Origin of the sequence: Murimonas intestini, assembly GCF_024622195.1 — a bacterium.
GTDB lineage: Bacteria > Bacillota > Clostridia > Lachnospirales > Lachnospiraceae > Murimonas > Murimonas intestini.
Genome location: NZ_JANKBI010000004.1, coordinates 144,485 through 168,407 on the forward strand (window position 1 = coordinate 144,485; position 23,923 = coordinate 168,407).

22 protein-coding genes are annotated in these 23,923 nt (G+C 46.4%); 9 read left to right on the top strand and 13 right to left on the bottom strand.

Translation table 11 applies throughout. The annotated features are described in order from the left end of the window. Positions 1–38: 38 nt before the first annotated feature. The 7 genes from NSB28_RS08500 to NSB28_RS08530 are packed head-to-tail and all read left to right on the top strand — an operon-like array spanning position 39 to position 6,251. Complete coding sequence (locus tag NSB28_RS08500) at positions 39–842, top strand: ATP-binding cassette domain-containing protein (protein ID WP_187374305.1); 804 nt, start codon at positions 39–41, stop codon at positions 840–842. After that, positions 832–1,503 (top strand): ABC transporter ATP-binding protein, encoded by a 672-nt coding sequence (locus NSB28_RS08505; protein ID WP_109626493.1) that lies wholly within the window; start codon positions 832–834, stop codon positions 1,501–1,503. Before NSB28_RS08500 ends, NSB28_RS08505 begins: the two co-directional genes overlap by 11 nt. 17 nt (positions 1,504–1,520) lie before the next feature. Next, complete coding sequence (locus NSB28_RS08510; RefSeq protein WP_109626494.1) at positions 1,521–3,116, top strand: ABC transporter substrate-binding protein; 1,596 nt, start codon at positions 1,521–1,523, stop codon at positions 3,114–3,116. A gap of 8 nt (positions 3,117–3,124) precedes the next feature. Further along, complete coding sequence (locus tag NSB28_RS08515) at positions 3,125–4,099, top strand: ABC transporter permease (RefSeq protein WP_109626495.1); 975 nt, start codon at positions 3,125–3,127, stop codon at positions 4,097–4,099. After that, positions 4,086–4,913: an ABC transporter permease gene (locus NSB28_RS08520; RefSeq protein WP_109626496.1), complete on the top strand. Its 828-nt coding sequence runs from the start codon at positions 4,086–4,088 to the stop codon at positions 4,911–4,913. The genes NSB28_RS08515 and NSB28_RS08520 overlap by 14 nt, the downstream gene beginning before the upstream one ends. Before the next feature lie 43 nt (positions 4,914–4,956). Next, the gene (locus tag NSB28_RS08525) at positions 4,957–5,478 is read left to right on the top strand and encodes an FmdE family protein (RefSeq protein WP_109626497.1); all 522 of its coding nucleotides are present in this window, start codon (positions 4,957–4,959) and stop codon (positions 5,476–5,478) included. Then, entirely contained in the window at positions 5,478–6,251 is a 774-nt protein-coding gene (locus NSB28_RS08530; RefSeq protein WP_109626498.1) for a tetratricopeptide repeat protein, read from the top strand. Before NSB28_RS08525 ends, NSB28_RS08530 begins: the two co-directional genes overlap by 1 nt. An 80-nt stretch (positions 6,252–6,331) precedes the next feature. Here the strand turns inward: NSB28_RS08530 and NSB28_RS08535 are convergent, their stop codons facing one another. From NSB28_RS08535 to NSB28_RS08585, 11 genes are all read right to left on the bottom strand, one after another. Then, the gene (locus NSB28_RS08535) at positions 6,332–7,117 is read right to left on the bottom strand and encodes a creatininase family protein (RefSeq protein WP_109626499.1); all 786 of its coding nucleotides are present in this window, start codon (positions 7,115–7,117) and stop codon (positions 6,332–6,334) included. A gap of 73 nt (positions 7,118–7,190) precedes the next feature. Next, positions 7,191–8,006: an MBL fold metallo-hydrolase gene (locus tag NSB28_RS08540; RefSeq protein ID WP_109626500.1), complete on the bottom strand. Its 816-nt coding sequence runs from the start codon at positions 8,004–8,006 to the stop codon at positions 7,191–7,193. Positions 8,007–8,009: 3 nt separating this feature from the next. Then, positions 8,010–8,843, bottom strand: coding sequence for a carbohydrate ABC transporter permease (locus NSB28_RS08545; RefSeq protein WP_109626501.1), 834 nt, complete (start codon positions 8,841–8,843; stop codon positions 8,010–8,012). Next, positions 8,843–9,709, bottom strand: coding sequence for a carbohydrate ABC transporter permease (locus tag NSB28_RS08550; protein WP_109626502.1), 867 nt, complete (start codon positions 9,707–9,709; stop codon positions 8,843–8,845). Before NSB28_RS08550 ends, NSB28_RS08545 begins: the two co-directional genes overlap by 1 nt. A 12-nt stretch (positions 9,710–9,721) precedes the next feature. Next, positions 9,722–11,038 carry an ABC transporter substrate-binding protein gene (locus NSB28_RS08555; protein WP_257497651.1) on the bottom strand — a complete coding sequence of 439 codons (1,317 nt, stop codon included), beginning with the start codon at positions 11,036–11,038 and terminating at the stop codon, positions 9,722–9,724. Between the two features lie 78 nt (positions 11,039–11,116). After that, a complete protein-coding gene (locus NSB28_RS08560; RefSeq protein WP_257497650.1) occupies positions 11,117–12,583 on the bottom strand; it encodes a response regulator transcription factor in 1,467 nt (488 codons plus the stop codon). A 129-nt stretch (positions 12,584–12,712) separates the two neighbouring features. Further along, positions 12,713–14,437 (bottom strand): sensor histidine kinase, encoded by a 1,725-nt coding sequence (locus NSB28_RS08565; RefSeq protein ID WP_187374309.1) that lies wholly within the window; start codon positions 14,435–14,437, stop codon positions 12,713–12,715. Between the two features lie 91 nt (positions 14,438–14,528). Then, entirely contained in the window at positions 14,529–15,980 is a 1,452-nt protein-coding gene (locus NSB28_RS08570; protein ID WP_109626506.1) for a zinc ribbon domain-containing protein, read from the bottom strand. Positions 15,981–15,982: 2 nt separating this feature from the next. Further along, on the bottom strand, positions 15,983–17,002 hold the full coding sequence (locus tag NSB28_RS08575) for a sensor histidine kinase (RefSeq protein WP_109626507.1): 1,020 nt from the start codon (positions 17,000–17,002) through the stop codon (positions 15,983–15,985). Continuing rightward, positions 16,999–17,703, bottom strand: coding sequence for a response regulator transcription factor (locus tag NSB28_RS08580; RefSeq protein WP_109626508.1), 705 nt, complete (start codon positions 17,701–17,703; stop codon positions 16,999–17,001). The genes NSB28_RS08575 and NSB28_RS08580 overlap by 4 nt, the downstream gene beginning before the upstream one ends. A 189-nt stretch (positions 17,704–17,892) precedes the next feature. After that, complete coding sequence (locus NSB28_RS08585; protein ID WP_257497649.1) at positions 17,893–19,320, bottom strand: C39 family peptidase; 1,428 nt, start codon at positions 19,318–19,320, stop codon at positions 17,893–17,895. Positions 19,321–19,621: 301 nt separating this feature from the next. On the opposite strand from NSB28_RS08585, the gene NSB28_RS08590 reads away from it, so the two are divergent. Together NSB28_RS08590 and NSB28_RS08595 are read left to right on the top strand one after the other, a co-directional pair. Beyond that, positions 19,622–20,308 (top strand): response regulator transcription factor, encoded by a 687-nt coding sequence (locus NSB28_RS08590; RefSeq protein ID WP_257497648.1) that lies wholly within the window; start codon positions 19,622–19,624, stop codon positions 20,306–20,308. Between the two features lie 70 nt (positions 20,309–20,378). Further along, positions 20,379–21,398, top strand: coding sequence for a sensor histidine kinase (locus NSB28_RS08595; protein ID WP_257497647.1), 1,020 nt, complete (start codon positions 20,379–20,381; stop codon positions 21,396–21,398). Here the strand turns inward: NSB28_RS08595 and NSB28_RS08600 are convergent. Next, positions 21,332–22,711 carry a glycoside hydrolase family 32 protein gene (locus NSB28_RS08600; protein WP_306812157.1) on the bottom strand — a complete coding sequence of 460 codons (1,380 nt, stop codon included), beginning with the start codon at positions 22,709–22,711 and terminating at the stop codon, positions 21,332–21,334. The genes NSB28_RS08595 and NSB28_RS08600 overlap by 67 nt on opposite strands. Beyond that, positions 22,708–23,766 (bottom strand): LacI family DNA-binding transcriptional regulator, encoded by a 1,059-nt coding sequence (locus NSB28_RS08605; RefSeq protein ID WP_109626511.1) that lies wholly within the window; start codon positions 23,764–23,766, stop codon positions 22,708–22,710. Before NSB28_RS08605 ends, NSB28_RS08600 begins: the two co-directional genes overlap by 4 nt. Positions 23,767–23,923: the final 157 nt, after the last annotated feature.

The window sequence follows — 23,923 nt, forward strand, 5'->3', positions numbered from 1 at the left end:
GTAAGTTACACAAAGTGAATCGGATGGAGGCCCGTAAAATGAGACTGGAGGTTGCGCAATTACATATTACTGCACAAATGAAAGGCGGAACGTTTAGCACTGTCGTCCAAAATATCTGCCTTTCTGTTGAAACAGGAAAACGTCTTGCCATTGTTGGGCAGTCCGGCAGCGGAAAGACAATGACGGCTATGGCCATTCTGGGCCTGCTGCCTGAAAACTGCTCTGCTTTAGGTCATGTGGTATGGAATGGCATCGATATTCTCTCCTTGAATGCCAGACAGCGAAGAAGTTATCTGGGGACTGATTTTGCCCTTATACCCCAGAGTGGGGCAGATTTTCTAAATCCCTCTCTGAAAGTTGGCACACAATTTCGTGAAGTTCTCCGGCGTGCCCGCATAGAGCGTTCCCTGCAGGGCACACTCATGCACCGTCTGCTTTCAGGCACAGGTTTTGATGACCCTGCACAGATACTGCGCTCTTATCCCTTCCAGCTCTCAGGCGGTATGGCGCAGCGGGTCGTTATGGCTATGGCTGCAGCGGGGAATCCCCATCTGGTCATCGCCGATGAGCCTACACGCGGGATCGACCAGGAAAATATCAGGGTATTTTTAGCAAATCTAAATACATTATTTAAAGATTCTGCCATATTACTGATCACTCATGATATTTCTGTTGCTGCCGCATGTGATGAGATCCTGGTAATGAATGACGGGCATGTTATTGAGTCCGCCCCTGCCCGGATATTGTTGCAGCATCCCAAAGCGAAATATACCAGGCGGCTGATCTGCAATCTTCCCACGGCTTATACCAGCAAAAAGGAGGCACTCATCAATGATGCTTAAAGCAGATAAAGTCACGAAAGCCTATGGTGGAAAAAGGATACTTCAGGATGCCTCGTTTCATATTGGCAAAGGCGAATTTGTCAGTATCATGGGAACCAGCGGGGAGGGAAAATCCACATTTGCGCGCATCATCTGCGGCACCGTAAGGCCGGATACAGGCAGCATTTCCTTTGAAGGGACACCCTTGTGGCATACAGGTACATACCATCCTGCTTCAAATTATGCCATTCAGCTTATTCCGCAGCAGCCTTTTGCATCGCTTGATCCCCGACAGACCATCACGGCCGCATTAATGGAACCTCTGCTCTTCCACAAAATATCCAGAAGCCGCAGTGAGGCACAGGCAAGAGCCCACGAATTGTTATCCCAGATGCATCTGGGTCCTGAATTATTTAGCCGGCGCCCCGGTGAACTCTCCGGAGGACAGGCACAGAGAGCGCTCATCGCGCGAAGCCTGACATTAACACCTAAGTTACTGATTGCAGATGAGGCCACTTCTATGCTGGACGTTTCATCTCAGACAGATATTATAAATATTTTCAGGACACTTGTGGAAAAGGAACACATTTCCGTGCTCCTGATCTCCCATGACCAGCCGCTGGTTGAGTCTGTATCACAGCGCATCTACCAGCTTTCACATGGAAAGCTGATGGAAATATAATTTACCAGGAGGAACCTATGAAAAAAATTTTTACAACACTGCTGACAGTTTCACTGCTTTTTGTTTTAACCGTCTGCAGCGCCCCACTCACACTCTCAAGCAAGGCTTCCGGCAATGAAATTGACACTTTTATAATTGGAACCACTGCTGAAATCACAACAGCCAACCGCAGTGAATATAATTTTGATGTAATTTCCGGCACTTTGTCACAGTTGGCCCCAGTCTATATTGACGGCGAGGGCAGCTACCATCCGCTGCTGTGTGATTACAGCACCAAGGACAGCAAGACCTGGACCTTAACTGTGCGGGACGGCATGGCCTGGCACGATGGCACACCTGTGACTGCCGATGATATTAAGTTTACATTTGAATATCTGGATACGCAGGGGGAAGAAGGGGGATATGCAGAACGCTTTACCGAAATCCGCGTAATCGACGACAAAACAGTTGAATTTGAACTTCCACAAGCAAATCCCCGTGAGCTTGCAAATATGGTAGTAGTCCGCATCATGCCGGAACATATTTATGAAGGCGTAGAAGATTATACAACCGTCCCCAACGAGCAGGCCAATATCGGATGCGGGCCTTATAAATTCAGCCGCTTTGATGCTGATGCCGGTGTGGTGGAATTTGAAGCCTTCACAGATTATCCGGACGGAGCGCCAAAGGCAAAGACCGTGACTCTGAAGCTGTATGATAATCCGGACACCATGTATATGGCTCTTAAATCCGGCGAGATCGATATGGTCTACAAATACTCAGGCGGCGTGGATGCAGGAGTTATCTCTGACTTGGAGGACAGTGGCAATCTGACCCTGATGCCTGTAAGTAATACTGCAAACAGCGCTGCATTGATCCTCAACAATAACACAGCGCCCGGCAATGATATTAATGTCCGCAAGGCAATCGCGTCGGCGATCGATTATGAAAAATTCCGTGAATTATTTGGCTCCGCCTACGCCATTCCGTCAACTGCAGGTTTTATACCTGAAGGTACATATGGCTATGTGGATACGCCTGTCCTGACCCGTGACCTGGATGCCGCCAGACAGTATCTGGAGGACGGAGGCTATACAGACAGCGACGGAGATGGCTTTGTAGAAAAAGATGGCCAAAAACTCTCCATCTCTGTCATGGTTCGTGATGACAAACCTGACCATGCCCGTTATGCCGAATTATTGCAGACAAATCTTGCTGAGATCGGCATAGAGATCACACTGGATGTGCAGGAAGTCGCCGCATTCCGTGAACTTACGGAGCAACAGAGATCACAGCAGGCTGTCATTACCGGCCTGACCGCTTTCGGCATGGCAAAGAACCAGGGGCTTGCCGCCTTATATCTGTGGGGAGAAAACCCCATGAGCTATGGACAGGTATATGATGAAGCATATAAAGCGCTGCTGGATAAAGCAGATGCCGCAGCCAGTATGGACGAATATAAAAAGGCAGCTGCAGAAATACAGGAATATTATGCTGAAAATCTCCCGGCAGTCGCTCTGTTCTGGGATGCTCACGTTCAGGCGTATAACAGTCGTTTCTCCGGTTTTTCCGCAGACGGCACTTTTGGCATCCTGAATGTGCAGACCTGGATGGATCTGGCTGAGGCTCAGTAATTATCTATATGAAGAAAAAAATTTTAATTTCTATTGCCTGCTTATTTATTATAATAATCTTTAATTTTATTCTCCCCCGGCTTATGCCGGGGGATACTGTGCTTATGCTCGTAGGCATGGATGAAGAAACCGTAACTGAAGAGCAGTATGCGTACTATCAGGAAAAAACCGGCGCTAACCGCCCGGTCATGGAACAGTTCTGGGATTACCTGAAAGGTATCTGCACGGGCGACCTTGGCTACTCTTACCATCATAATGCAGACATTTCAAGTCTGATCGCTGCCCGTCTTCCCAATACCCTGCAGATTGCCCTGCCTGCCATTCTGATCTCCTCTTTAACTGCAATGGTACTCGGCTGTATTATGGGAATGAAAAAGGGCAGCCCCGCAGAACATGCCGTTACTTCCATGCAGATCATATTTGATGCATTCCCTTCTTTTTTGCTGGGACTGCTGCTAATTGCACTGTTTGCATTCAAACTGGGCTGGCTCCCATCCGGAGCTCTGAATTCAATCCGCGTACCGAACGGTCCCGCTGCTGCCTTCTGTGACCGTTTAAAGCATCTGGTCCTGCCTGTACTGACCCTGGTGCTCGGCACAATTCCCTCAAAATATCTGATGATCTGTAATACTGTGGCTCTGCAGCGTAAAGAAAAATATGTCCTTTATGCCCGCAGCCGGGGGCTGAGCGACACATATATTGCATTCCGGCATATTTTTCCTAATATCTGTCAGCCATTTCTGACAATGGTAGGGATGAATGTGGGCTTTGTAGTATCAGGCTCACTTATTATCGAAAATATTTTTTCAATCAAGGGCATGGGGAGCCTGATCTCCCAGGGCATCACTGCGCGTGATTACCCTGTTTTACAGGGCTGTCTATTCGTCAGCGCGGTCGTAATCGTGATCACCACACTGGCCACAGATTTTCTATGCATTTTGGTTGATCCGAAGGTGAGGTATAAAGTCCATGAAGCGCAATAAAGCTGTGTTAATATTCGGTGCCGGAATTCTTCTCGTATTCGGACTATTTACACTGTTCCCGGATATCTTTGCCCCCTATGCCCTGAAAGAAATGGACAGAGCATGGCTCCCCTGCAGCAGTGCGCATCTCCTTGGAACCAATGACATGGGGTACGATATTTTAACAGAATTAATATTTGCCAGCCGTACTACACTGCTGATCGGCCTGGCTGCAGCACTTATTTCACTGGCGGTGGGCTCGGCTTTAGGACTGCTTGCCGGGTATCTGGCTGGATGGAAAAGCGGACTCATGGATGCCGTGATCCAGATTTTCCTGATGATCCCGATGCTTCCCATGGCTATCGTTATTGCCGCCTTTTGCGGAAAAAATATGTTTAATATTATATTGATCATTTCACTGCTTGGATGGTGCGGCACAGCCCGCACCGTCCGCACCCGCACAATGCAGCTCAAGCAGACGCCCTTTGTGGAAATGCTGGTAATCCTTGGAATATCGAAACGTCAGATCATGTTCCGGCATATCCTGCCTAACCTGCGGGAAGTGGTATTATCCCGCTATATCATGTCTGTGGCGCGCTGCATGATGCTTGAAGCAACCTTAAGTTTTCTTGGTATGGGTGACCCCACTGAAGTAACTTGGGGCAGAATGATCAACTTAGCCTATAAGCGAGGCGGCTTCACAAAAGGCGCCTACAACTGGCTGGTCATGCCCGGTGTGTGCATAGCGCTGATCATCATTGCCTTTTACTGTATCAACCACTATCTGGAGGCAAAAACCAGCGAGGTCTCCGGGGCACAGAGTTACTTAGAGTAGTTATTTAGAGTTGTTATTTAAATTAAGAAACGGAGCGAAAAATATGAAGAAAGATTTATGGGAAAAGTGTGTTTCTTTTCATGGACATTCCTGCGGCGGGCTGGCCATCGGATATCAAGTCAGCATGTACGCAATGGAACTGCTTGAAGCCGGAAGGGCAGAGGATGAAGAACTCGTGTGTATTGCGGAATGTGATGCCTGCAGTGTGGATGCCATTCAGGTACTGCTTGGCTGTACTTTAGGAAAAGGCAACCTTCTGTTAAAGCTGCGCGGTAAACAAGCCTATTCCTTTTATAATCGTAAAAACGGAAAATCTGTAAGACTGGTACTGCGTGAAACTCCGGAGAAGAACAGGGATGAGCGCCTGAAATGGCTGATGGAAGGAGACTTCCATGACATGTTCAACTGCAACGCTGCCCCCGAACATGAGCCTGAGCAGGCACGCATTTTCAAAAATTATACCTGTAAAGAATGCGGGGAACGGACAGCCGAAAGCCATATACATCTGGTGAACGGCGAATATTTCTGTGAAGAATGCTATAAACCGTACCGGAGGATTTATTAATGGGAGAATTTTTTGCAGATGTACATGCGTCTGCAAAAAGCCAGCTGGGCGGTGCATCCTGCCGGATCGCGGATACCCCCGAGATCACCATGCTTCGAACTGCCGAAAGCTATGAGGAATTACTGGGGCTTGCAAAGGCACTCTGCTGGCAGCTCCGGTATCTGGAGGCAATTGAAATTTATACACGCGCAATCGCTCTTAAGCCTGAAAGTCCTGCTGCCTACAGACAGCGGGCCGCCCGCTATATTTCTACACTGCAGCCCCTAAATGCCGTGAAAGACCTTCTGCAGTGCAGAGCTCTGGGCTTAGACCCAATGGATATATCCTACCGGCTGGGAATAAGCTGCTATCTGGCAGGTGACTATCATGAAGCCATACGGGAATTCTCTGTCTGCTATCCCCTCTGCGATGATGAAATGGGAATTGCTGTCATATTCTGGCACACACTTAGTTCATGGCATATAAATGCCAGCCCTAAGCTGCTTCACCATTATCATACAGGAATGCAGGCGGGACATCATACGGCCTATGAGCGCGTAGCGGCACTTGCCGCCGGAAAGGCTGGCTTAAGCACTTTGCTGGATGAACTTGGATCCGAAACCGATGATATGCAATTTTCCATCCTTGGTTACGGAACCGCCCAATATCTTTACCATACAGGCTGCGCTAAACAGGCAGACTCACTCATCCGGCAGGTACTCTCACGTGACGGGTTCTGGATAACTTATGCTTATCTGGCGGCCTGGAATGCTCTTAACATGACTGATTCTTAAGATCAGCAGGTTTGTACAATTAATGCACAGACCTGCTGCATAGTTCTTCATACCTATTATCTGCGCATCTTATTCCTTTCCTACAGCCAGCTCCCCCACCCATCATAATACTCCTTCATAATTTCAGGAGCTGTCTCATCTGCTTTTATCCTTTTCACCACATCAGCTACATAAGCCGCAGCAATCTCATATTTTTTTATTCCAATTTCAGGACAGGCTCCTGACGGGCTGCCGTCCTGGTGCGTGGGGTGGTCACAGTACCAGCTCACAGGTGTGGATGCGCCCCGGAGGTGATCCAGCCTGTGTAGGTTTTCAGCTCCCGCGGCATTCACTCTGTCCATATGGACCAGCTCAGGGTGATATGCCATGACCAGCTCTGTCTCTGTGCGGGCAGCATGGCCGTCATCGTCTGAGGGTGCAAAATCCCGGCAGCATTCTTCAATAATGTCGAAGACTCCTATCTTATACAAGGTATAATCCCTTTTCTCATATAACTGGGCCTGGAGAAAATAATCCAGAAAATTAATATTTCCGCCGTGTGATTCCAGAAGTACGATCTTCCTGAATCCATTCCTCCTGATCTCATCAACTGCCTCCTGCAGTAATTTCATCTGCAGTTCAGGCGATACAGCAATAGTACCCGGCACATGCCTGGCCTCATTGATCTGTCCAAAATAGTAATATGGAAAGATCACAAAGGGTTCCAGCCTGGCGGCCATCTCCGCAATAGTGCGCCCTATGATCATATCTGTCCCAAGAGGCAGATGGCTTCCATGCTTTTCCACTACTCCCATTGGTATCACGCAGACCCCTGTGCTTTTTACTGCTTCTGCAAAATCATCAGCTGTCAGCTCTTCCCAATACATATTTATCCTCCTCTGATTTCATATTTCCTGTTTCATATTTCGGCAATGGGCTTTTTGTACTCTTTAACCATTTTCAATCGTATATGTGATTCCTGTCATATAGCATATCCACGCTTCTGCATACATGCCTGAACGCCTTTCCCGCATAGCAGCTGACTTCCGGATCAGCTGCCCCTGCCAGGATCTCATCTACACAATCGAGTGTATCTTTGATTGTCTGTATTCCAATATCATCCATACAATGTCCGCTGTACAGTCTTCTTACCATGGGATAACGCTCTGCAAATTTTTTGACTGACCTGCCGTACTCCATGACACTGACACCGCCCTCTGTAATCAGCCAGGGGATGGGATTTATGGAATCTCCCACATAAGCTTCCTCACGGCTCCTGTTCACAAACACGAAGGATTCCCTTGTATGGCCTGGTACCATGCAGGTCTCAAGGCTTATGCCGCCCAGATCAAATACCATGCCGTCTTTTAACGGTTTCCATGTAAAACGGCTTTCTACGAGCATCTCTGCTTCAAGCCGGGCAAACCGCTCTTTATTTCCTTCCGCCGCAGCCCTCAGAAAATCCAGGCGGTCGGCCGCGCTTGTTCTCCAAAGTCCTTTTTCCATCCACTCACGCATTTCGTTCTCTGAGGCATAAATATCCTCAAAGTATGGATGGCCTCCTATATGGTCTAAGTGCACATGTGTTGTCAGCACTGTTACAGGAAGGCTGGTAAGCCCTGCGATTGTTTCCTTTAAATTCCCTGTACCACAGCCTGTATCGATCAGGGCTGCTGACTCCTTCCCCGCCACCAGGACCATAGAATTTGTAAAATCAGGGCGTATGTCCTCTCCTATCACCCATACATTTCCGTGTATTTTATTAATTCTGTACATAATCTAACCCTTTACGGCGCCAGCCGCCATTCCGTCTATTATCCTCTTATTAAAGAAAATGAAAAGTACCAGCATGGGAATTGTTATTAAAATAATATCTGCAAATAAAAGATTATATTTATTTGAAAACTTACCCATAAAATTATACAGAGTGAGCTGTATTGTTGCATTTTTATTTCCTGGAAGGAAATAAAGCGGATTAACAAAATCGTTAAAAACTGTCACCGCCTGCAGGATGACTGCCGTTGACGCTATGGGCTTTAGAAGCGGTGCTATGATAACTGCAAATATCCTGAATTTCCCGCAGCCGTCAATCAATGCAGCCTCCTCGATCTCCCGCGGGATAGACCCCATATATCCGCGGAACAGCATGGTTGTAAACGGGATGCCAAGAGCGATCTCCACAAGTACCATACCAAAGATCGTCTTATAGATCCCTATGCCCTGCATGACCCAGATCGTAGGCAGGATAGCCGGAGGGATCATGAGTCCTGTCAAAATACAGCCGTTCACAATTTTACTCAGTCTGTCCTTTCTTCTCTGTATGACATAACCTGCCATGGCACAGATGCAGATAAGCCCCAGCACAGAAAAGAAAGTAATCAGAACACTATTTCCAAAGGCGCGTATGATGAGATAATTCTGGTTGGAAAATGCTTCGTAAAAGTTTTCGCCTATGTGGAAAGTCTCCGGCCATGCTATACTCAGAGCTCTTGCATCCTTCTGGCTTTTAAAGGAGTTTATCACAAGAAAATACAGAGGTGTGCCAAAAATGAGCAGGGATGATAATAAAACAATTATATCTGCTGCTGCCAGCTTTACCTTTCTTTTTATCATCAAACCTCCACCTCCTTGCTGGTCAGATAGTTAAACAGCGGAAATGCGATCACTGCTATCAGCAGAAACATGATCACGTTTCCGGCCGTGGACAGGCCATAGAATCCGGCTGCATATTGTTTATATATGACCGACGCTATAGTATCTGTGGCAAATCCGGGACCGCCGCCCGTCATTGACCAGATCAGGTCAAATGTCCTCATGCCTCCAATAAATGCAAGTATTATAACTGAGTTTATGGAGGAGCGGCAAAGCGGAATAGTGATAGTGAAAAACTGCTTCACTGATGTGGCGCCGTCCAGGGATGCCGCCTCATAATAATCCTTAGGTATAGCTGATATCCCTGCTATATAGATGACCGTTGCCACGCCTACCCCTTTCCACACATCTGTCATGATCACGGAATACAGCGCTATGGAACGGTCTCCCAGCCAGTTGATACCGCCTATTCCCAGAAATCCCAGCACTTCATTAAAGAGCCCCTTTGAAGGATGCATCAGCGCGCTGAAAATAATCCCCACTGCAACTGTACTGATCAGATTGGGAAAAAAGATGATGGACCGCACAAGATTTTTTGTCCGTATCTTAGAGGTCAGGATGACCGCAAATAAAAGTCCTATGACGACCTTCAGCACACATGTGGCAGCCGCATATATAAATGTATTTTTAATTCCTATCCTCAGGGAATACTCTGAGAAAAAATCAATGAAGTTCTGCAGCCCCACCCATCTGAAGGAGGACAGGTCCCACACTGTCATACTAAAAAACAGAGATATGACAGTGGGGATGATGAATAATAAACCAAAAATGATCACAGCCGGAGCCAAAAACCAGGCAGAATAAATTGTTTTTGTCTTTTTCTTCATGTGGGATGCCGCCTATTCCCAGCCTTCAAGTCCCAGCTGCTGTGCCATCTTTTTACAGTCATCATCATATACGGAGGCTGCCTCTTCTGCACTCATAGAACCGCTTATGCACTCCACACAGATCTGGTCACAGCTGGCTCCTTTCAAAGCAGTCTGGAACTCCAGTGCCAGGCTGGTCCTGCCCTCATCAAAGTAAGCCTGCAGTTCCAGAACTCCCTGATAAGAATCCTCCGGGAGATCAACCCCTTTAATCAGATAGGGTCCGTCTGCTTTTGCATTTTCTTTAAAAATATCCATTCCTTCCTCAGATGCATAGAATTCCACAAATTTCATGGCTGCCTCTGCGTTCTCACTTTCTTTGTTCACATAGAGTCCGTTAGGCATCCATACAGTAAAGCCATTTACTTCCTCCTGATCCCCCGGAATTGGGAAAATACCAAATTTATCTGCGTCCTCTCTGGAATACATCATTTCTATATAAGAGAAGAACTGGCTCGTCATAGGAAAATGAGCAGGTGCATTTTCTTCCATCATCTTGTCAAAACCATCTGTGACTGTAGTTGCCATATAATCATCATTGAGATGTCCGCCCAGATCGCTCAGCTTTTCCCAGGACCTGAGAGCTGCGGGCGTATTTGCAAATTTAGCCTTTCCCGCTTCAAAATCACTTGCGAACCGTGGATTCTCAGCCTGTACATTATAGTAATCTGCCAGAAGTGTATACTGTGAGGACCACGCATCCGAGCAGCTGCCCAGAACTCCCACATAACCTGCTGCCTCACATGCCTCTACATTACTCATAAATGCATCCCAGGTCCTGGGGATTTCAAGCCCAAGCTCCTCATATATCTCCCTGTTGTATACGATTCCTCCCACGTTGCTGCTTGTTACCGGAATGCCGTAAACCCTGCCGTCCACAGAAACTGCCTCTTTAAAATTTTCATCTACATTTTCCATAAAGCTGCTGTCTGTCATATCTACAAAGTACTCATTTGGATTTAAAGCTGTAAACTGTGCCCCAGAGTTGAAAATGAGAAGATCTGTCATCTCACCTGCGGCCAGCCGTGTTTTTACAATATTGTCTCCATCGGATCCATTTGTTTTATTCTCCAGCTCAATCTCAATATTAAATTTCTCCAGAGCTGCATCTGAAAGCGCCTGCAGAGCCGGTTCATATGTATTGAGCCAGTCCTGGTCTACCAGAAGGCTTAAGGTGACTGTCTCATCATAATAATCTGTACCCGCTGCCTCAGCCGGAACACTGCTTCCAAATAAAGTGCCTGCAGCCAGTGCTGCTGTTAATACTGCTGTGATAATCATTTTCTTCATTAAAAAAACCTCCCTGTCTTTTATAACCTTATTATAGGGAGGTTTTCGGTATTTGAACATGGATTCACATGAACTGTTTCATGGAAATTTCTGCAACTGCTTTTTCGCATATTGCGTGGGCGTATCTCCCGTTATACTGCGGAACAGCCTGCTAAAGTAGAACTGATCTGGTATACCTACCATACCTGCAGCATCTTTCACCAGGCAGTCAGGATTTTCTTTAAACAGCTGACAGGCTTTCTGGATCCTGGTCCTCGTCAGATATTCATTAAACGGGACCTGGGCATACTTTTTAAAGAGCCTGCTCATATAAGAAGATGACATTCCAAAAAAATCACTGAGCTGCTGCAGTGTGATGGGCTTGTTCAGATTCTCCTGGACATGCTGGATGACTTTTTCAAAGTAAGCTTCTGTGTCAATCTTTTCATTGCTGAAACTCCCTCTCTGGAATGCCTCCTTGATATAATCCTCCAGCACCGTTATCAGTTCGTCCATGGATTTAGCATAGCAAAAGGTTTCCTCCAGATCCCCTCTGTGGTCCAACTCAACAGAGAAATAATTGGAAAGATCCGCCAGCAGATGGTTCACTGCAGTCTCTAATTTATATAGAGGATAACAGGACTTCTCATATTGCCCCAGAACCTTTTCAATTTCAAAGTTTACATATTTCCACTCCTGTCTCTGAATATAATTCTCTATTTTTGCCCTGTCAAAGTCAGCTTTTATATCTGATACCGGAACAGGCAGGCTTTCTGCACGGAGGAACTGGCTTTTTCCAAGCACCAGCCTCTGGTTCAATATCTTATACATCTCTCTGACCCTCTGGGGAATCTCTTCCACTTTAATGCCTGACATATAAGAGATCACAGTGCAGTACCCTTCTTCGGCATTCTTTTCCCGCTGCCTGTTTTCAAACGCAGGAATGCTCAGAAGCTCCTCAGGCCACAGATACAAGGCCTCCTGCCAGTCTCTTCCATAGATACAGTTAAGCTCTTCCATCTCGGATGCTATGGTGATTCTGCTGCTCTTTCCCCAGGAACCGGGCAGTCCGAGCTTTCTCACAAGTGCTATATGATAGCTGGGGAACGTAAAGAACCTGTTCAAACGCATCTTATCTATCTTCTCTTCCGTGACAATGTCCTCAAATATTCTTGTGCGCTCCTTCATCTGTTTTGTCACGATAAGCTCCTCCAGCCGTTCCATCATCTCCCTAAACTGTCTGGGACTGACAGGCTTGAGCAGGTAATCCAGGCATCCGTTCTGAATAGCGCCTTTTGCATATTCGAAATCAGAATACCCACTTATCACTACAAGCTCCACCAACGGACAATTTCCTCTGACATCTGCCAAAAGCTCCAGCCCGTTTTTGCCAGGCATGCGGATATCAGTAAAAAGCAGGTCAGGATGAAGTTCTTTTATCATTTCACTGGCTGTATCTCCGTCTCCTGCCTCACCAATGACCTGAAATGCCGGAAATTTCCCCACCAGCAGCTTTATCTGTTCTCTTGCTGTGACCTCATCCTCTGCAATAAAAACATTAATCACCAGTATCTCCTCCAATCGCGGCCTGTATGTGTCTTCTGCCCCCATTATTCAAGAATGCCCCGGCATTCTTGCTGCGAGGCCCACTTGTTTTTTACTCACCGCCTATAGAGGCGGGAGTCTTATCTGCTTTCATGATGAACACAGTACGACTTCAGCCCCATCTTCACTGTTGTAAAAGTCCATCTCAAAATTAGTGTTATGCATCAGCAGCATTCTGGAATAGATATTCAGCAGCCCCATGCCCCCGATCTCCATTCCCTGAATCTGGTGCTCCTCCAGGATCTGATGTCTGATACGCTCCATCTCATCCCTTATTTCTGCCAGCACTTTTTCTTCAAAACCATCTCCGTTATCAGAGACTTTGATATACCATCTTCCATCCGCGAGCCACCCGGATATTTTTATCTCCATCACCTCATATGGGGTCCTATAGCCATGTGTCACACTGTTTTCCACCAGCTGCTGTATCACGATCTTGGGAAGCATCTTCTGGTATATCTGACGGTCTACCTGTATCTCATAGTGGAATTTATCACGATGCCGGTACTTAAGCAGCTCCATATAGCACTCCACGTAATCCAGTTCTTCCCTTACTGTAACGATCCGTCTTTTCGTATTTGTGGAAAATTTAAGCATTGAGGACAGGTCATTGCAGACTTCACATATCTCCTCATCCTCCAGAAGTGTACCCCTGTAGGAGATCACATTAAGCGTATTATTAATAAAATGTGGATTTACCTGGGCCTGAAGAGCATCAAAGCTGGTCTGCATCTGCAGCTCCTCAAGCTTCTTCTCCCTGATCCTGCCATCTCTGATACGGCAGATCAGGCGGTTGTATCCCCTGTTCAGAGCAATCATCTCTTCAAGCTCAGCCCCCTCTGGGAATGTATCCAGTTCTTCCAGGTTTTCTATGCTTGTCTTATCCATCTGCTCTTTTAAGTAATTGATAGGGACTACAAGCTTTTTGGAATAAAAATATAGAAATAGAAATGTCAGGAGGATCAGAACCAGGATCAGCAAAAGTATGCCTATATAAATCCCGCCTATACCTCCTGCCAGCTCCCACAGAGGCAGAACTCCATAAAGTGTAAGCCTGTCACCGCTGATATTAAATTCACTGCATGTCAGCATCCTGCCTTTTACTATCCTGCTCCCGCCGTCTTCCATGTCTGAAAGCCCAAGTTCCTCCATTTCTCCGTCCTCGAGCCCGGAATAGACTACCTCACCGTTAAAAACAGCTGTCAGATCCATATCATAAGAAAAACTCCTCCTAAACAGGTCCGCAAAATCATCCATAGAGATCTGGATCTCAAAATATCCTTTATTATCCCCGTAGATTCTTTTAACAAAACCCACTACATCCAGGGAGGTTCCTGAATCCCACACATCACGGTATTTTCCCAGGAACTGAAGGCTCTTTTTTTCATCTATCTCATAATTAGCCTTCCACCGCTCCCTGACTTCCTCCTCTTTCAGCACATCACTTGTATTATGATCACTTGTAACGAGGATACCTCCTGGGTTCACGTAGCTGACACGGTAATAATATTTTGTGATGTAATAGCTGTACAGGGCTGTTCTGATAACCTTTTTATATTTATTCCGTGCAGCATCATCCTGCGTCTCTCCGTCCCTGCTCAGGTAACGTATGGCAGAGAGTATTTCAGGGTCTGACAAAAGAAAGGTGGTCAGATGCTCCGCATCATCATACATAGCAGAAAAGTCTGCAGCGATAGAGGAACACTCATACTCCACACTTCTGGAATAATCCCGCCAATGCTGCTGCGTCACATAATACAAAGATCCCCCGGCGAATGAAAGCATGATAAGCATTATGATGATTATATATACCAAAAAAGTTTTTGTCCTGAATTTTATACTGAAGTGTTTACGCATTCCTTTTACCTGCTCCGCCATATATTTAAGCCTGCACGGCACATCCCCGTCATTGATTTCCAAACTCAGACAGCGGTGTATAGGCTATATCAGCATATTCATGGGACTGTCTGATCCTGTCCGCCTCCCCTTCTGTGATGGGAGTATAGCAGTCCTCTGTAAAGCCTGTAATACTATAAAACCAAGGACTGTCCTGGTCATACATTCCATCAAATATCACTGCTTCTATCAGAGAGAGCACGCCTCCTTCCAATCTGTAATAAGCATAATTGGAATTAAACGCCCCTCCCGATCCCTCATTCCCGATCTCATTTCCTGTACACAGATAATAGCGGTTCCGCTCCTGGCTGGAAGCCACAAGTGTGATCTGTCCTTCGTTTATTGTATACATCTCGTAAAACATTCCTTTATAACCTGACGGCAGATTAGCTTCCCCAATGAGCAGCTCCTCCACACCGTCATTATTCACATCCAGCAGTGTATATCCGGGCTGGGATGTATCACTGTAGTACCCAAACAGATAACATAATCCCGCTGCTGCATACTCCTGTATTCCCCATCCCTGAGAGATTCCCGTCTTATATTTCTCTATTATCTCTGCATAGGCAGGATCTATTGCTGTGCCTGCCGGCTGTTCTGCTGCCTGCTCCCCAGGTGCACTCTCCGCCCCTCCCGTTTCCGGTTCTGCAGTTGACTCCGATGCGTCTGCCTTTATTTCCGTACCTGCGGCGGCCTGTGCCTCTGTCCCTGCTGCACTCCCACTTTCTGCTGCCGTCTCATCCTTCTGTGCCGTCTCACCTTCTGCCGCTGTCTCTTTACCTGATATCATCCTGGTCACAGCATCTCTTCCATATTTGTCCACACTTGCACGATATCCCTGCACCAGACCTCCCATAACAGCATCCGTAAATTCTTCCGATGTATAATCAGCCTTAAAGACACTATCCTCATATGTATATTCCAGGGTCACATCCTTCTCTGCCAGCGCAGCTTTTTCCAGCGACTGCTGGAAATAATCTGCAATCCCCTCATTCCGGTAATTTTCCTGATGCTCCATGCAGTCCTGGAAAAAGCCTGACATATCAGGCGCGGTCACGGAATATGTGACTGTATTTTCATCGATTTTTCCCAGCTCTATAGTAACATACAGAAAATACTTTTCCAGAACATGGTCTATACTCTCCCGGAGCCCTGATGCCTCTCCGTCATCTTCCGGCAGTATTCCATTCTCAAGTTTACCGGCAAACAGATAATCATTGATCTCATAGATTTCTCCAAAGGTAAACTCTGTTATCACTTTCTGAGCCTGTTCCTTTACTTCTCTTTTTTTATTGCTCTTCCACAGTACGGTAAAAGTCAGGACGGCAATAACCGCCAGGCAGATGACAACGCTCCCCAGGATGATATACAGCCTTCTATTGTGATCAAACTTTCTTCCGCATGCCGTACAGAATTTAGCATCCGGCTTGTTCTGATATCCGCACCATCTACATTTCTTCATTATTATCCCCCTATCACGCTGTAGAAACTTCCTTCCGGAAAGCTGATCACTACCTCTGTCCCCCTGCCTTCCCCGGAATAGATTTTTATGTCATGTCCAAGCTTTAAACAGAGCTTTTTAGAGAGATAAAGACCTATTCCAGTCGCTCTCTTCCTTACCCTGCCATTTGCTCCTGTGAATCCTTTCTCAAATACCCTGGGCAGATCATTCTCTGAAATGCCGCACCCATTATCCTTTATATGCAGCGCATGGCCTTCCCGGCCCCCTGCGGCATAAAATTCAATCACGCCTGTTCCGTCTTCCACATACTGTATACAGTTGGCAACTATCTGCCCCAAAATGAAAAGCAGCCATTTACTGTCACTGTATACAGAAATATCCAGATCATGGAGATCTACCTTTATCCTTCTGGATATAAGAGGCTTTTTATTTTTAATGATCACTTCCCCAACCAGTTCTCGCAGACTGACTTTTTTGATAATATAATCTTTTTCCACACTGAAGCTTCTGGCATAATAGAGGGCCGTTTCTGTATAATTCTCAATTTTATCCAGCTCCTCCTTCACACTCTCCATAGCCTCACCCGGATTATTCTCTGCTGTCAGTTTTCCAGCCGCAATGGGAAGTTTTATCTCATGTATCCACATCTCTATATAATCTTTGTACTCTTCATTATTATATTTGTAGCTGTTCACGTTTTCTGCCATTGATTTTTCAGTAGTTTCCAGAATATCTTTTAAAATCCTTCCCTCTGTGAATCTGGCTTCCTCCATCACCTCAGGCAGCAGATAAGCCTTGTCAAGCTCCTCAAGACTCTTGTATACCACATCATAAAAATGCTTTCTCCTGAGAAAATCCACAAAGAGTGCTAAGATATACGCTCCAAAAAAAGCGATAAAAATATAAACGCTTACCCACAGGCTGCCACCATCAGTAAGTACAAATACCTCAACAGTAAAAACAGCAAACAGAAAAATCAAAAAATAGACAAAGTGGTCTTTCAAATAATCAATGAACCTCATACCAGCAAGTATCCCTGTCCTCTCTTCGTCAGGATGGCATCTTTTATGCCTGTCTCCTCCAGCTTTGCCCGGAGACGGTTTACATTTACTGTCAGGGTATTGTCATCCACAAACATCTCGCTGTCCCAAAGGCTTGAGATGATCTCGTCTCTTGTCACAATACTCTGACGTTTTTTTGCCAGACAGAGAAGTATCTTCTGTTCATTTTTCGTAAGCTCTACACATCCTTCTTTAACAGCGCCGCCCGCATCAGCTCCCGCACCTTTTACTGTCACTGTCCCTTTCGTGATATCCAGAATAAAGCTCCCGCAGTCTATCTGTTCCAGCTGCGGAGCCTCTTTGTAGACTCTTTTTAACACTGCCGCTATCCTGGCCAGCAGTATCTGCGGGTGGAACGGCTTTGTCACAAAATCATCAGCCCCGCAGTTCATGCTTAGCAGCTCGTCCAGCTCCGTATTCCTGCTGGTGATCATAATGACAGGAATATCAGAAGTCCTGCGCACCTCCCTGCAGACGAATGTTCCGTCTGTCCTGGGAAGGTTAATGTCCAGAAGGACCAGGTGGCTGTTTGATCTTAAAATATCTTCAGCCACATTGTCAAAATGCTTAAGCCCCTCAGTCTGGTACCCATTCTTCTCAAGAAATACTTCCAGCTCCCTGCAGAGCTTCTCATCATCTTCCACTATCAATATTTTCTGCATCTTAAGCTCCTCTCCAGTTACAGTTCCGCCCTCTACTGTTCCGCGAGGTGTTTACGTGCAAAATGCACGAAAATCCCGAGAGTTGCAGCGCCAAAATGCTGTAAACAGCATTTTGTGTGCATCTCGAAGCGTTGTTACAGGTCAGACGGGTCGTCTGACCTGTAACCCTCTCCATCGGACTGCTGTCACTTAATAATCATAATACTCTTCATCCCCGGCATACTCTTCATATTCGTTATATTCTTCATACTCTGAATATTCATAATCATCCTCATATGTCACGTCATCTGTATTTTCCCCTCCGATATATTCACACATCCACAGATTCTTGATCTGGGGGGCCAGCCGCTCAAAGGTCCAGAGCTGGCTGCTCCTTATCCTGCTGGCGGGGTCATTGACGCTGATCATTCCATCCTCATAACCTGTCAATACGATAAAATGCCCGGAAGTCGTGAAATCTCCCGGCCTCATGCTGCATATGACAGGTTTTCCTGCCTGGAGCGCTTCCTTAACTATCTCCTCATCCAAAGCAATATCTGTGCCTGCCACGCCGTAATCCAGGCCGCCTTCCCTGATAAAGGTCCACATAGTGTTCCCCTCCTGGGTGACATATCCATTCTCATCACTGTACTTGGCCATAGTGTATGGAGTAACATCAGTATTCCCTGTCAGCCCCGCGATCACCATGGCCATACATGTAGGCCCGCATCCGCTTACGGCAACTACATTATTCCCGTAACTCCCATATCCCCAGCGCTCATCCCACTGGATGAGCAGAGGGATCTTCCCTTCCTCGTAATCATCTTCGATATCATCTGCATATACCTGGCCCTTCTTTTCCGGGTAATCCAATACAAAATCAATCGCCTCCATGCTGTTGATTTCAAGAAGCTTCAGGATATCTTCCGGGTATTGATCCTTATTTTTCAGAATAAGAGCTTTCTTCGAGGCCGCAGTCAGGGTCTCTTCCCCGGATCTCTTTTTGGGGCCTGATGCTGTTTCCGGCTCCGACTCTGCCCCCTGTCCCGGCCCGGTTTCCTGACCTGACACTGGCTCTGCCTCTCGCTCAGACTTTAATTTCTGCTCTGGCTCTGCCTCCTGCCCTGATTCTGATTTCTGCTCCGCCCCTATGTCCTTCCCTGACTTTGATTTCTGCTCTGCCCCTGCTTCCTTCTCTGACTTTGATTTCCGCTCTGAATCCGTCCCCTGTCCTGACTCTGATCTCTGCCCTGAATCTGACTCCTGTTCTGACTCTGTCTCCTGCTCTGCCCCTGGCTCCTGGCCATCTGTATCCTCTGCTTTTTTCGTCAGGTCTTTATCTTCCCTCGCCGCATATACGCTTCTGTCATCATGGTCATCCGGGTCCTCAGGAAGACATGACATCAGTAACAGTACAACAGCTGCCAGAATGAACCCTTTCCCAAGCAGTTTCCATATCCCTGGCTTAGACGCTTTTGTATTTTCTGCTTCCTTGATACTTTCTGCTTCCTCGATACTTTCTGTTTCGTTAATATTTTCTGTTTCTTCTATTTCTTTTGTTTCTTTTATTTTTTCTGTTTCTATTGTATTTTCTATCTTTTCTGTCTCTCTTGTCTCCGGTTCTTTCTTTATCTTCATCACTTACCCTGTCCTTCTGTCTCTATTTTGCTTTTTTATGAGCTTTTATACGAGCTTCAATATATGTCAAAGCCGCACATACAGATATTATATACGTCTCTGTCCATAATAGCAACATAACACATACTGTATCCTATTTCAAAAGAATGTAAATCGTTTCTGTGCATCGCGGAGCGTGTTACTGGTCCCGGAGTTAACAGTAACTATAAATCTTCTTTCTCATTTACCCTTTATGCCGTATAATAATGATATCTGTGAAATCACCCTGTTTTTTCAGCTGTCAGAAAGGAATAAATGCAAGATGATACTTATTGTTGAAGATAACCCCAACATCCGGGAGGAGCTCTCCCGCTGCCTGAGCCTGAACGGGCATCCATCAGCCGGTCCTGCTGATTTTAACTGCACCCAGGAAGAACTTTTTGATCAGGTCAGGAAGCTCATGGAGGAAAACCCCATAGAACTGCTGCTGTTGGACATCAATCTGCAGGAATGTGACGGACTGAAGCTATGCAGGGAAATACGCAGTATCTCTACCCTTCCCATCATCTTTGTCACCGGCCGGGCTGATGAGACGGATGAGCTCTCCGGGATCCTGATGGGCGGTGATGATTTTATCAGAAAGCCTTACAGCATTCCCGTCCTCATGGCGCGTGTCAACAGAATACTGGCGCGGAAGAGCCAGGCCCCTGCCGAATCTGTCTTTGCAGGCTGCGCATCCCTAAATGTCCTTATGGGGCAGATTTCTGCCCACGGTGCGACACTGGAGCTGTCAAAAAATGAAGTAAAGATACTCTATTATCTTTTTCTGAATAAAGGACATATTGTTTCTAAAGATTCTCTGATTGAATATCTGTGGGAAAATAAATTTTATGTGGACGAGAACATCCTGAATGTGAATCTTTCACGCCTGCGCCGGAGACTGAAAGAAATCGGGCTGCAGGATCTGATCATTACTGTTCCGAAGCAGGGGCTGATGGTAGAAAGCTGACCAGACCATAAGTAAACGGACATGTCTGCTGACGCAGATATCAATAAGAATGACTGACGGAGGTGTAAATTTGTCTTTTGGAAATTATATCTATGAAAAATTGTTGATGATAATACTGAATCTGTTTTGTGCAGCCGCCCTCACCATTTACCTGCGGCTCCTGGGAAACAGCCTCCCGGCAGCAATACCCATTCTGGCTGTATGGTTCTTTATACTGGCCGCCGTGATCATGAAGGGCTTTTTCACACTGAGGAATAAGGCACAGCTTCTTAATAACCAGCTGGATATGCTGGACCAGAAGTATCTTATCTGCGAGATGCTTGGAAAACCAGAAAACGGCCTGGAAAAGCTGTACCAGCTGACGCTCAGGACAGCAAATAAATCTATGCTTGAGAATGTAAATAAGATAAGAAATGCCCAGCGTGATTATAAAGAATATATTGAAGAATGGATCCATGAGATAAAGACGCCCATCACTGCTGTTGACCTGATCTGCAAAAACCATCCCGGCCCGGAAAATACCAGGATCAGCAGGGAGCTGGCGCAGATAAACTATCTGGTGGAGCAGGCCCTCTACTATGCCCGGAGCGAGAATGTAGAAAAGGACTATTTTATAAAAGAATTTTCCCTTTCTGATGCTCTCGCCCCTGCTCTGATGCAGAACAGGACCGTCCTTCTGGAGGAGAAGATATCCCTCTCCATTGATGAAAATGACACTCCGGTATGTACTGATGAGAAATGGCTCACTTATATACTAAGTCAGATCCTCACCAACTCCATCAAGTACCGCAGCCCCCATAACCCCAGTATCCATATATATTCCACAAGTGCCGGCTCCGGGGTATATCTCACCGTGGAGGATAATGGGCAGGGTATCTCTCCTGAAGATCTTCCCCGGATTTTTGAGAAAGGCTTTACCGGGAGCTGCCGGAATAACAGGAAATCCACGGGTATGGGCCTGTATCTGTGCAAAAAGCTCTGTCTGAAACTGGGACTTACCATATCCGCAGACTCAGTGTTAAATCAGGGTACAAAAATTACCATAGGCTTCCCTGTGGGCGCGCTTCCGCACCCGGAGAGGCGGGAATAAGAAAACCTGGTTGGCCCGCTCAGCCCGTAGACAATATTGCTCAGGACATATTCCCCGTCATTTACAAATACTTCTATTATATTTCTATCCACATAGATCTCCAGTTCACACCGTCCCCCAAGGGGCGGTGTGGAAAACCTTGTACGGTATCCCCTCACGTCCCCAAATACTCTGCTTCTGTCAGCCATGAGCCTCCCGTCCTCCTGCCATAGGCAAAAACCGCCGATTGCCAGGCTGTCACCCTCAGCAAGTGACGTATTTATTTTAAACGGCTTCCCATAGTCTATTTCCCTCACGTCTGTTTCCTTCTTAAATACTGCCGCCGCATCTGGATGGGGGCGGAAACAGATATGGCCGTCCCTGTATTCCACAAGGCGCGGCAGGCTCATCATTCCGATCCATTCCTGCCCGTTCTCCTCCTGCACAGGTACAGGCATGCGCATCCATCCGATGATGGTCCTCCTTCCGGAGGCATCCAGCGTGCTCTGAGGGGCATAAAGGTCCATGCCGTAATCCATCAGCTCTGCTGCTCCTTCAGCCCTCAGGGTACATTCTGAGGCCTCAAAGGAGACAGGCAGGCAGACTGAGATATTTTCATATTCATATCCGTCCTTCAGATACCCCATGGGAGACATGCAAAGCACATATCTGCCTCCGCAGCAAAAGAGATCGGGACACTCCCACATATAACCGCCTGTGTTATCTGTATAGGACGCCGCATATTCCCATGCCCGACCATCCATGCTTCTGTAGAAAAGCAGCTTTCCCTGCATGTCCCCATCCTCATTCTCAGCCTGGCTGCCCAGGACCATATAGTATGTATCCCCTTCCTTCCACACCTTTGGATCTCTTGTATGGGTGACACTTCCAATGGAAGGGTCAGCAACAGGTGGAATGATCATCTTCTTATCATGGAAATTGTCAAAATGGTATCCATCCTGTGAGGTGATCATCACCTGTGAGGAATCAAAATCATCATTTACGGACAGATGGATATTTTCTTCATCGTATCTGTTGTACCTGACACCTGTGTAATAGAAGCTGATCCCTTCCTCTTCTGCCTGTGCGCTGCCTGAAAAACATCCGTTCCTGTCATATGGTTTACTGGGAAATAAAGCAAGTCCCCTGTGCTCCCAGCTGACAAGATCCCGGCTGACGGCATGTCCCCAGTGCATAGTCCCCCACTGGGGGGCATATGGGAAATATTGATAGTAGAGGTGGTACTCCCCCTTGTAATATATAAATCCGTTCGGGTCATTGATCCAGTTTCCCGGCGCCCTCAAATGCAGAAAATCATCTCTGTGCATATTCATTTTTCCTCCTGTGTCTTATGCTGAACTAAATTTAATGTGCTCTCCCTGCGTATGACAGCAGGCTCTACGACCCTGTGCTCAGGCTGCAGCTCCTGATCTGCATGACGTTTTTTTCTTGCCTCTATCTGCCTGACCAGAAGTTCCATGGCTGCTTCAGCCAGCCTCTTAGTATCCTGTCCCACTGTTGTGAATGGTATGATCGCCTCTCTGGAAGCCGGAGAATCATCAAAACCGATAATCTCATAATCTTCCGGCACCCTTCTCCCGTAACGCAGAACTATATTCATAAATATATTTGCATGTGTGTCATTTGATATGAATACTCCCTTCCTTTTGTCAGGATATTCCTTTTCAATCTCCTCAAACATTCTTTTCAGTTTGCTGTGGGTGTCCTCATACTCAAATCCAAAATTCTCCCTTAAAACCCTGTACGGAAGGCCGCTTTTCTGCGCACAGTCACAGAAACCCGTGATACGTTTATAATCCGGCTCCTGTTCATCCGGGAAGGAATTTATGTGAAACAGAGCCTGGCAGCCGTCCTCTGACAAAATCTGGGCAGCTTCAAACGCGCCTTTATAATTATCAGTCTCTACGCTGAAAATATGCTCCGCCTCTCTCTCTATGGCCACCACGGGCACATGATATGAGGCCAGCTCCCCGGAAGAGATCGTATGGCTCATAATGATAAGTCCCTCTATCTTATATGCCAGCAGTTCCTGAAGATATTTCTCCTCAGCTTCCTTCTTCTCATCCCCCAGAAAGACCAGAAACTTATAACCGTATGTCTCATATGTACCCAGGATCTTGTCCAGCATTTCTGAGAAAAATCTGAAAAACAGGCTGGGTATAATGATCCCTATAAACTCTGTCTTTCCGTTTGCCAGGATCCTGGCCACTTTATTCTCCTTGTAATCCAGCGCAGTAAGGGCATCTGCAATAATTTTCTGATTTTCTTCTGTAAGGCTGTCCGGATTATTAAAGTATCTGGATATGGTTGTTTTAGAAAAATTAGTGTAGGCGGCTATATCGCTGAATGTCACATTCTTTTTATTCATAAAACTCCTCCTTTTACCGCTCGGAATCTTGATTTATTATGCCAGTATAACAAAACCGGTTACTTTTAGCAATAATAAATTGTATTCGCCATATAGTTACCGGTTACTTTTGTGAAAACTATACAATTCAGTGGTTTATTTTCCATCTATATCTCAC

Bases quoted from the DNA above. Each gene is read 5' to 3' on its own strand.
- NSB28_RS08555 (WP_257497651.1), bottom strand. From the start codon at position 11,038: ATGAAGAAAATGATTATCACAGCAGTATTAACAGCAGCACTGGCTGCA.
- NSB28_RS08525 (WP_109626497.1), top strand. From the start codon at position 4,957: ATGAAGAAAGATTTATGGGAAAAGTGTGTTTCTTTTCATGGACATTCC.
- NSB28_RS08580 (WP_109626508.1), bottom strand. From the start codon at position 17,703: ATGCAGAAAATATTGATAGTGGAAGATGATGAGAAGCTCTGCAGGGAG.
- NSB28_RS08540 (WP_109626500.1), bottom strand. From the start codon at position 8,006: ATGTACAGAATTAATAAAATACACGGAAATGTATGGGTGATAGGAGAG.
- NSB28_RS08510 (WP_109626494.1), top strand. From the start codon at position 1,521: ATGAAAAAAATTTTTACAACACTGCTGACAGTTTCACTGCTTTTTGTT.
- NSB28_RS08535 (WP_109626499.1), bottom strand. From the start codon at position 7,117: ATGTATTGGGAAGAGCTGACAGCTGATGATTTTGCAGAAGCAGTAAAA.
- NSB28_RS08570 (WP_109626506.1), bottom strand. From the start codon at position 15,980: ATGAAGAAATGTAGATGGTGCGGATATCAGAACAAGCCGGATGCTAAA.
- NSB28_RS08575 (WP_109626507.1), bottom strand. From the start codon at position 17,002: ATGAGGTTCATTGATTATTTGAAAGACCACTTTGTCTATTTTTTGATT.
- NSB28_RS08605 (WP_109626511.1), bottom strand. From the start codon at position 23,766: ATGAATAAAAAGAATGTGACATTCAGCGATATAGCCGCCTACACTAAT.
- NSB28_RS08585 (WP_257497649.1), bottom strand. From the start codon at position 19,320: ATGAAGATAAAGAAAGAACCGGAGACAAGAGAGACAGAAAAGATAGAA.
- NSB28_RS08590 (WP_257497648.1), top strand. From the start codon at position 19,622: ATGATACTTATTGTTGAAGATAACCCCAACATCCGGGAGGAGCTCTCC.
- NSB28_RS08520 (WP_109626496.1), top strand. From the start codon at position 4,086: ATGAAGCGCAATAAAGCTGTGTTAATATTCGGTGCCGGAATTCTTCTC.
- NSB28_RS08505 (WP_109626493.1), top strand. From the start codon at position 832: ATGATGCTTAAAGCAGATAAAGTCACGAAAGCCTATGGTGGAAAAAGG.
- NSB28_RS08530 (WP_109626498.1), top strand. From the start codon at position 5,478: ATGGGAGAATTTTTTGCAGATGTACATGCGTCTGCAAAAAGCCAGCTG.
- NSB28_RS08600 (WP_306812157.1), bottom strand. From the start codon at position 22,711: ATGAATATGCACAGAGATGATTTTCTGCATTTGAGGGCGCCGGGAAAC.
- NSB28_RS08545 (WP_109626501.1), bottom strand. From the start codon at position 8,843: ATGATAAAAAGAAAGGTAAAGCTGGCAGCAGCAGATATAATTGTTTTA.
- NSB28_RS08500 (WP_187374305.1), top strand. From the start codon at position 39: ATGAGACTGGAGGTTGCGCAATTACATATTACTGCACAAATGAAAGGC.
- NSB28_RS08515 (WP_109626495.1), top strand. From the start codon at position 3,125: ATGAAGAAAAAAATTTTAATTTCTATTGCCTGCTTATTTATTATAATA.
- NSB28_RS08550 (WP_109626502.1), bottom strand. From the start codon at position 9,709: ATGAAGAAAAAGACAAAAACAATTTATTCTGCCTGGTTTTTGGCTCCG.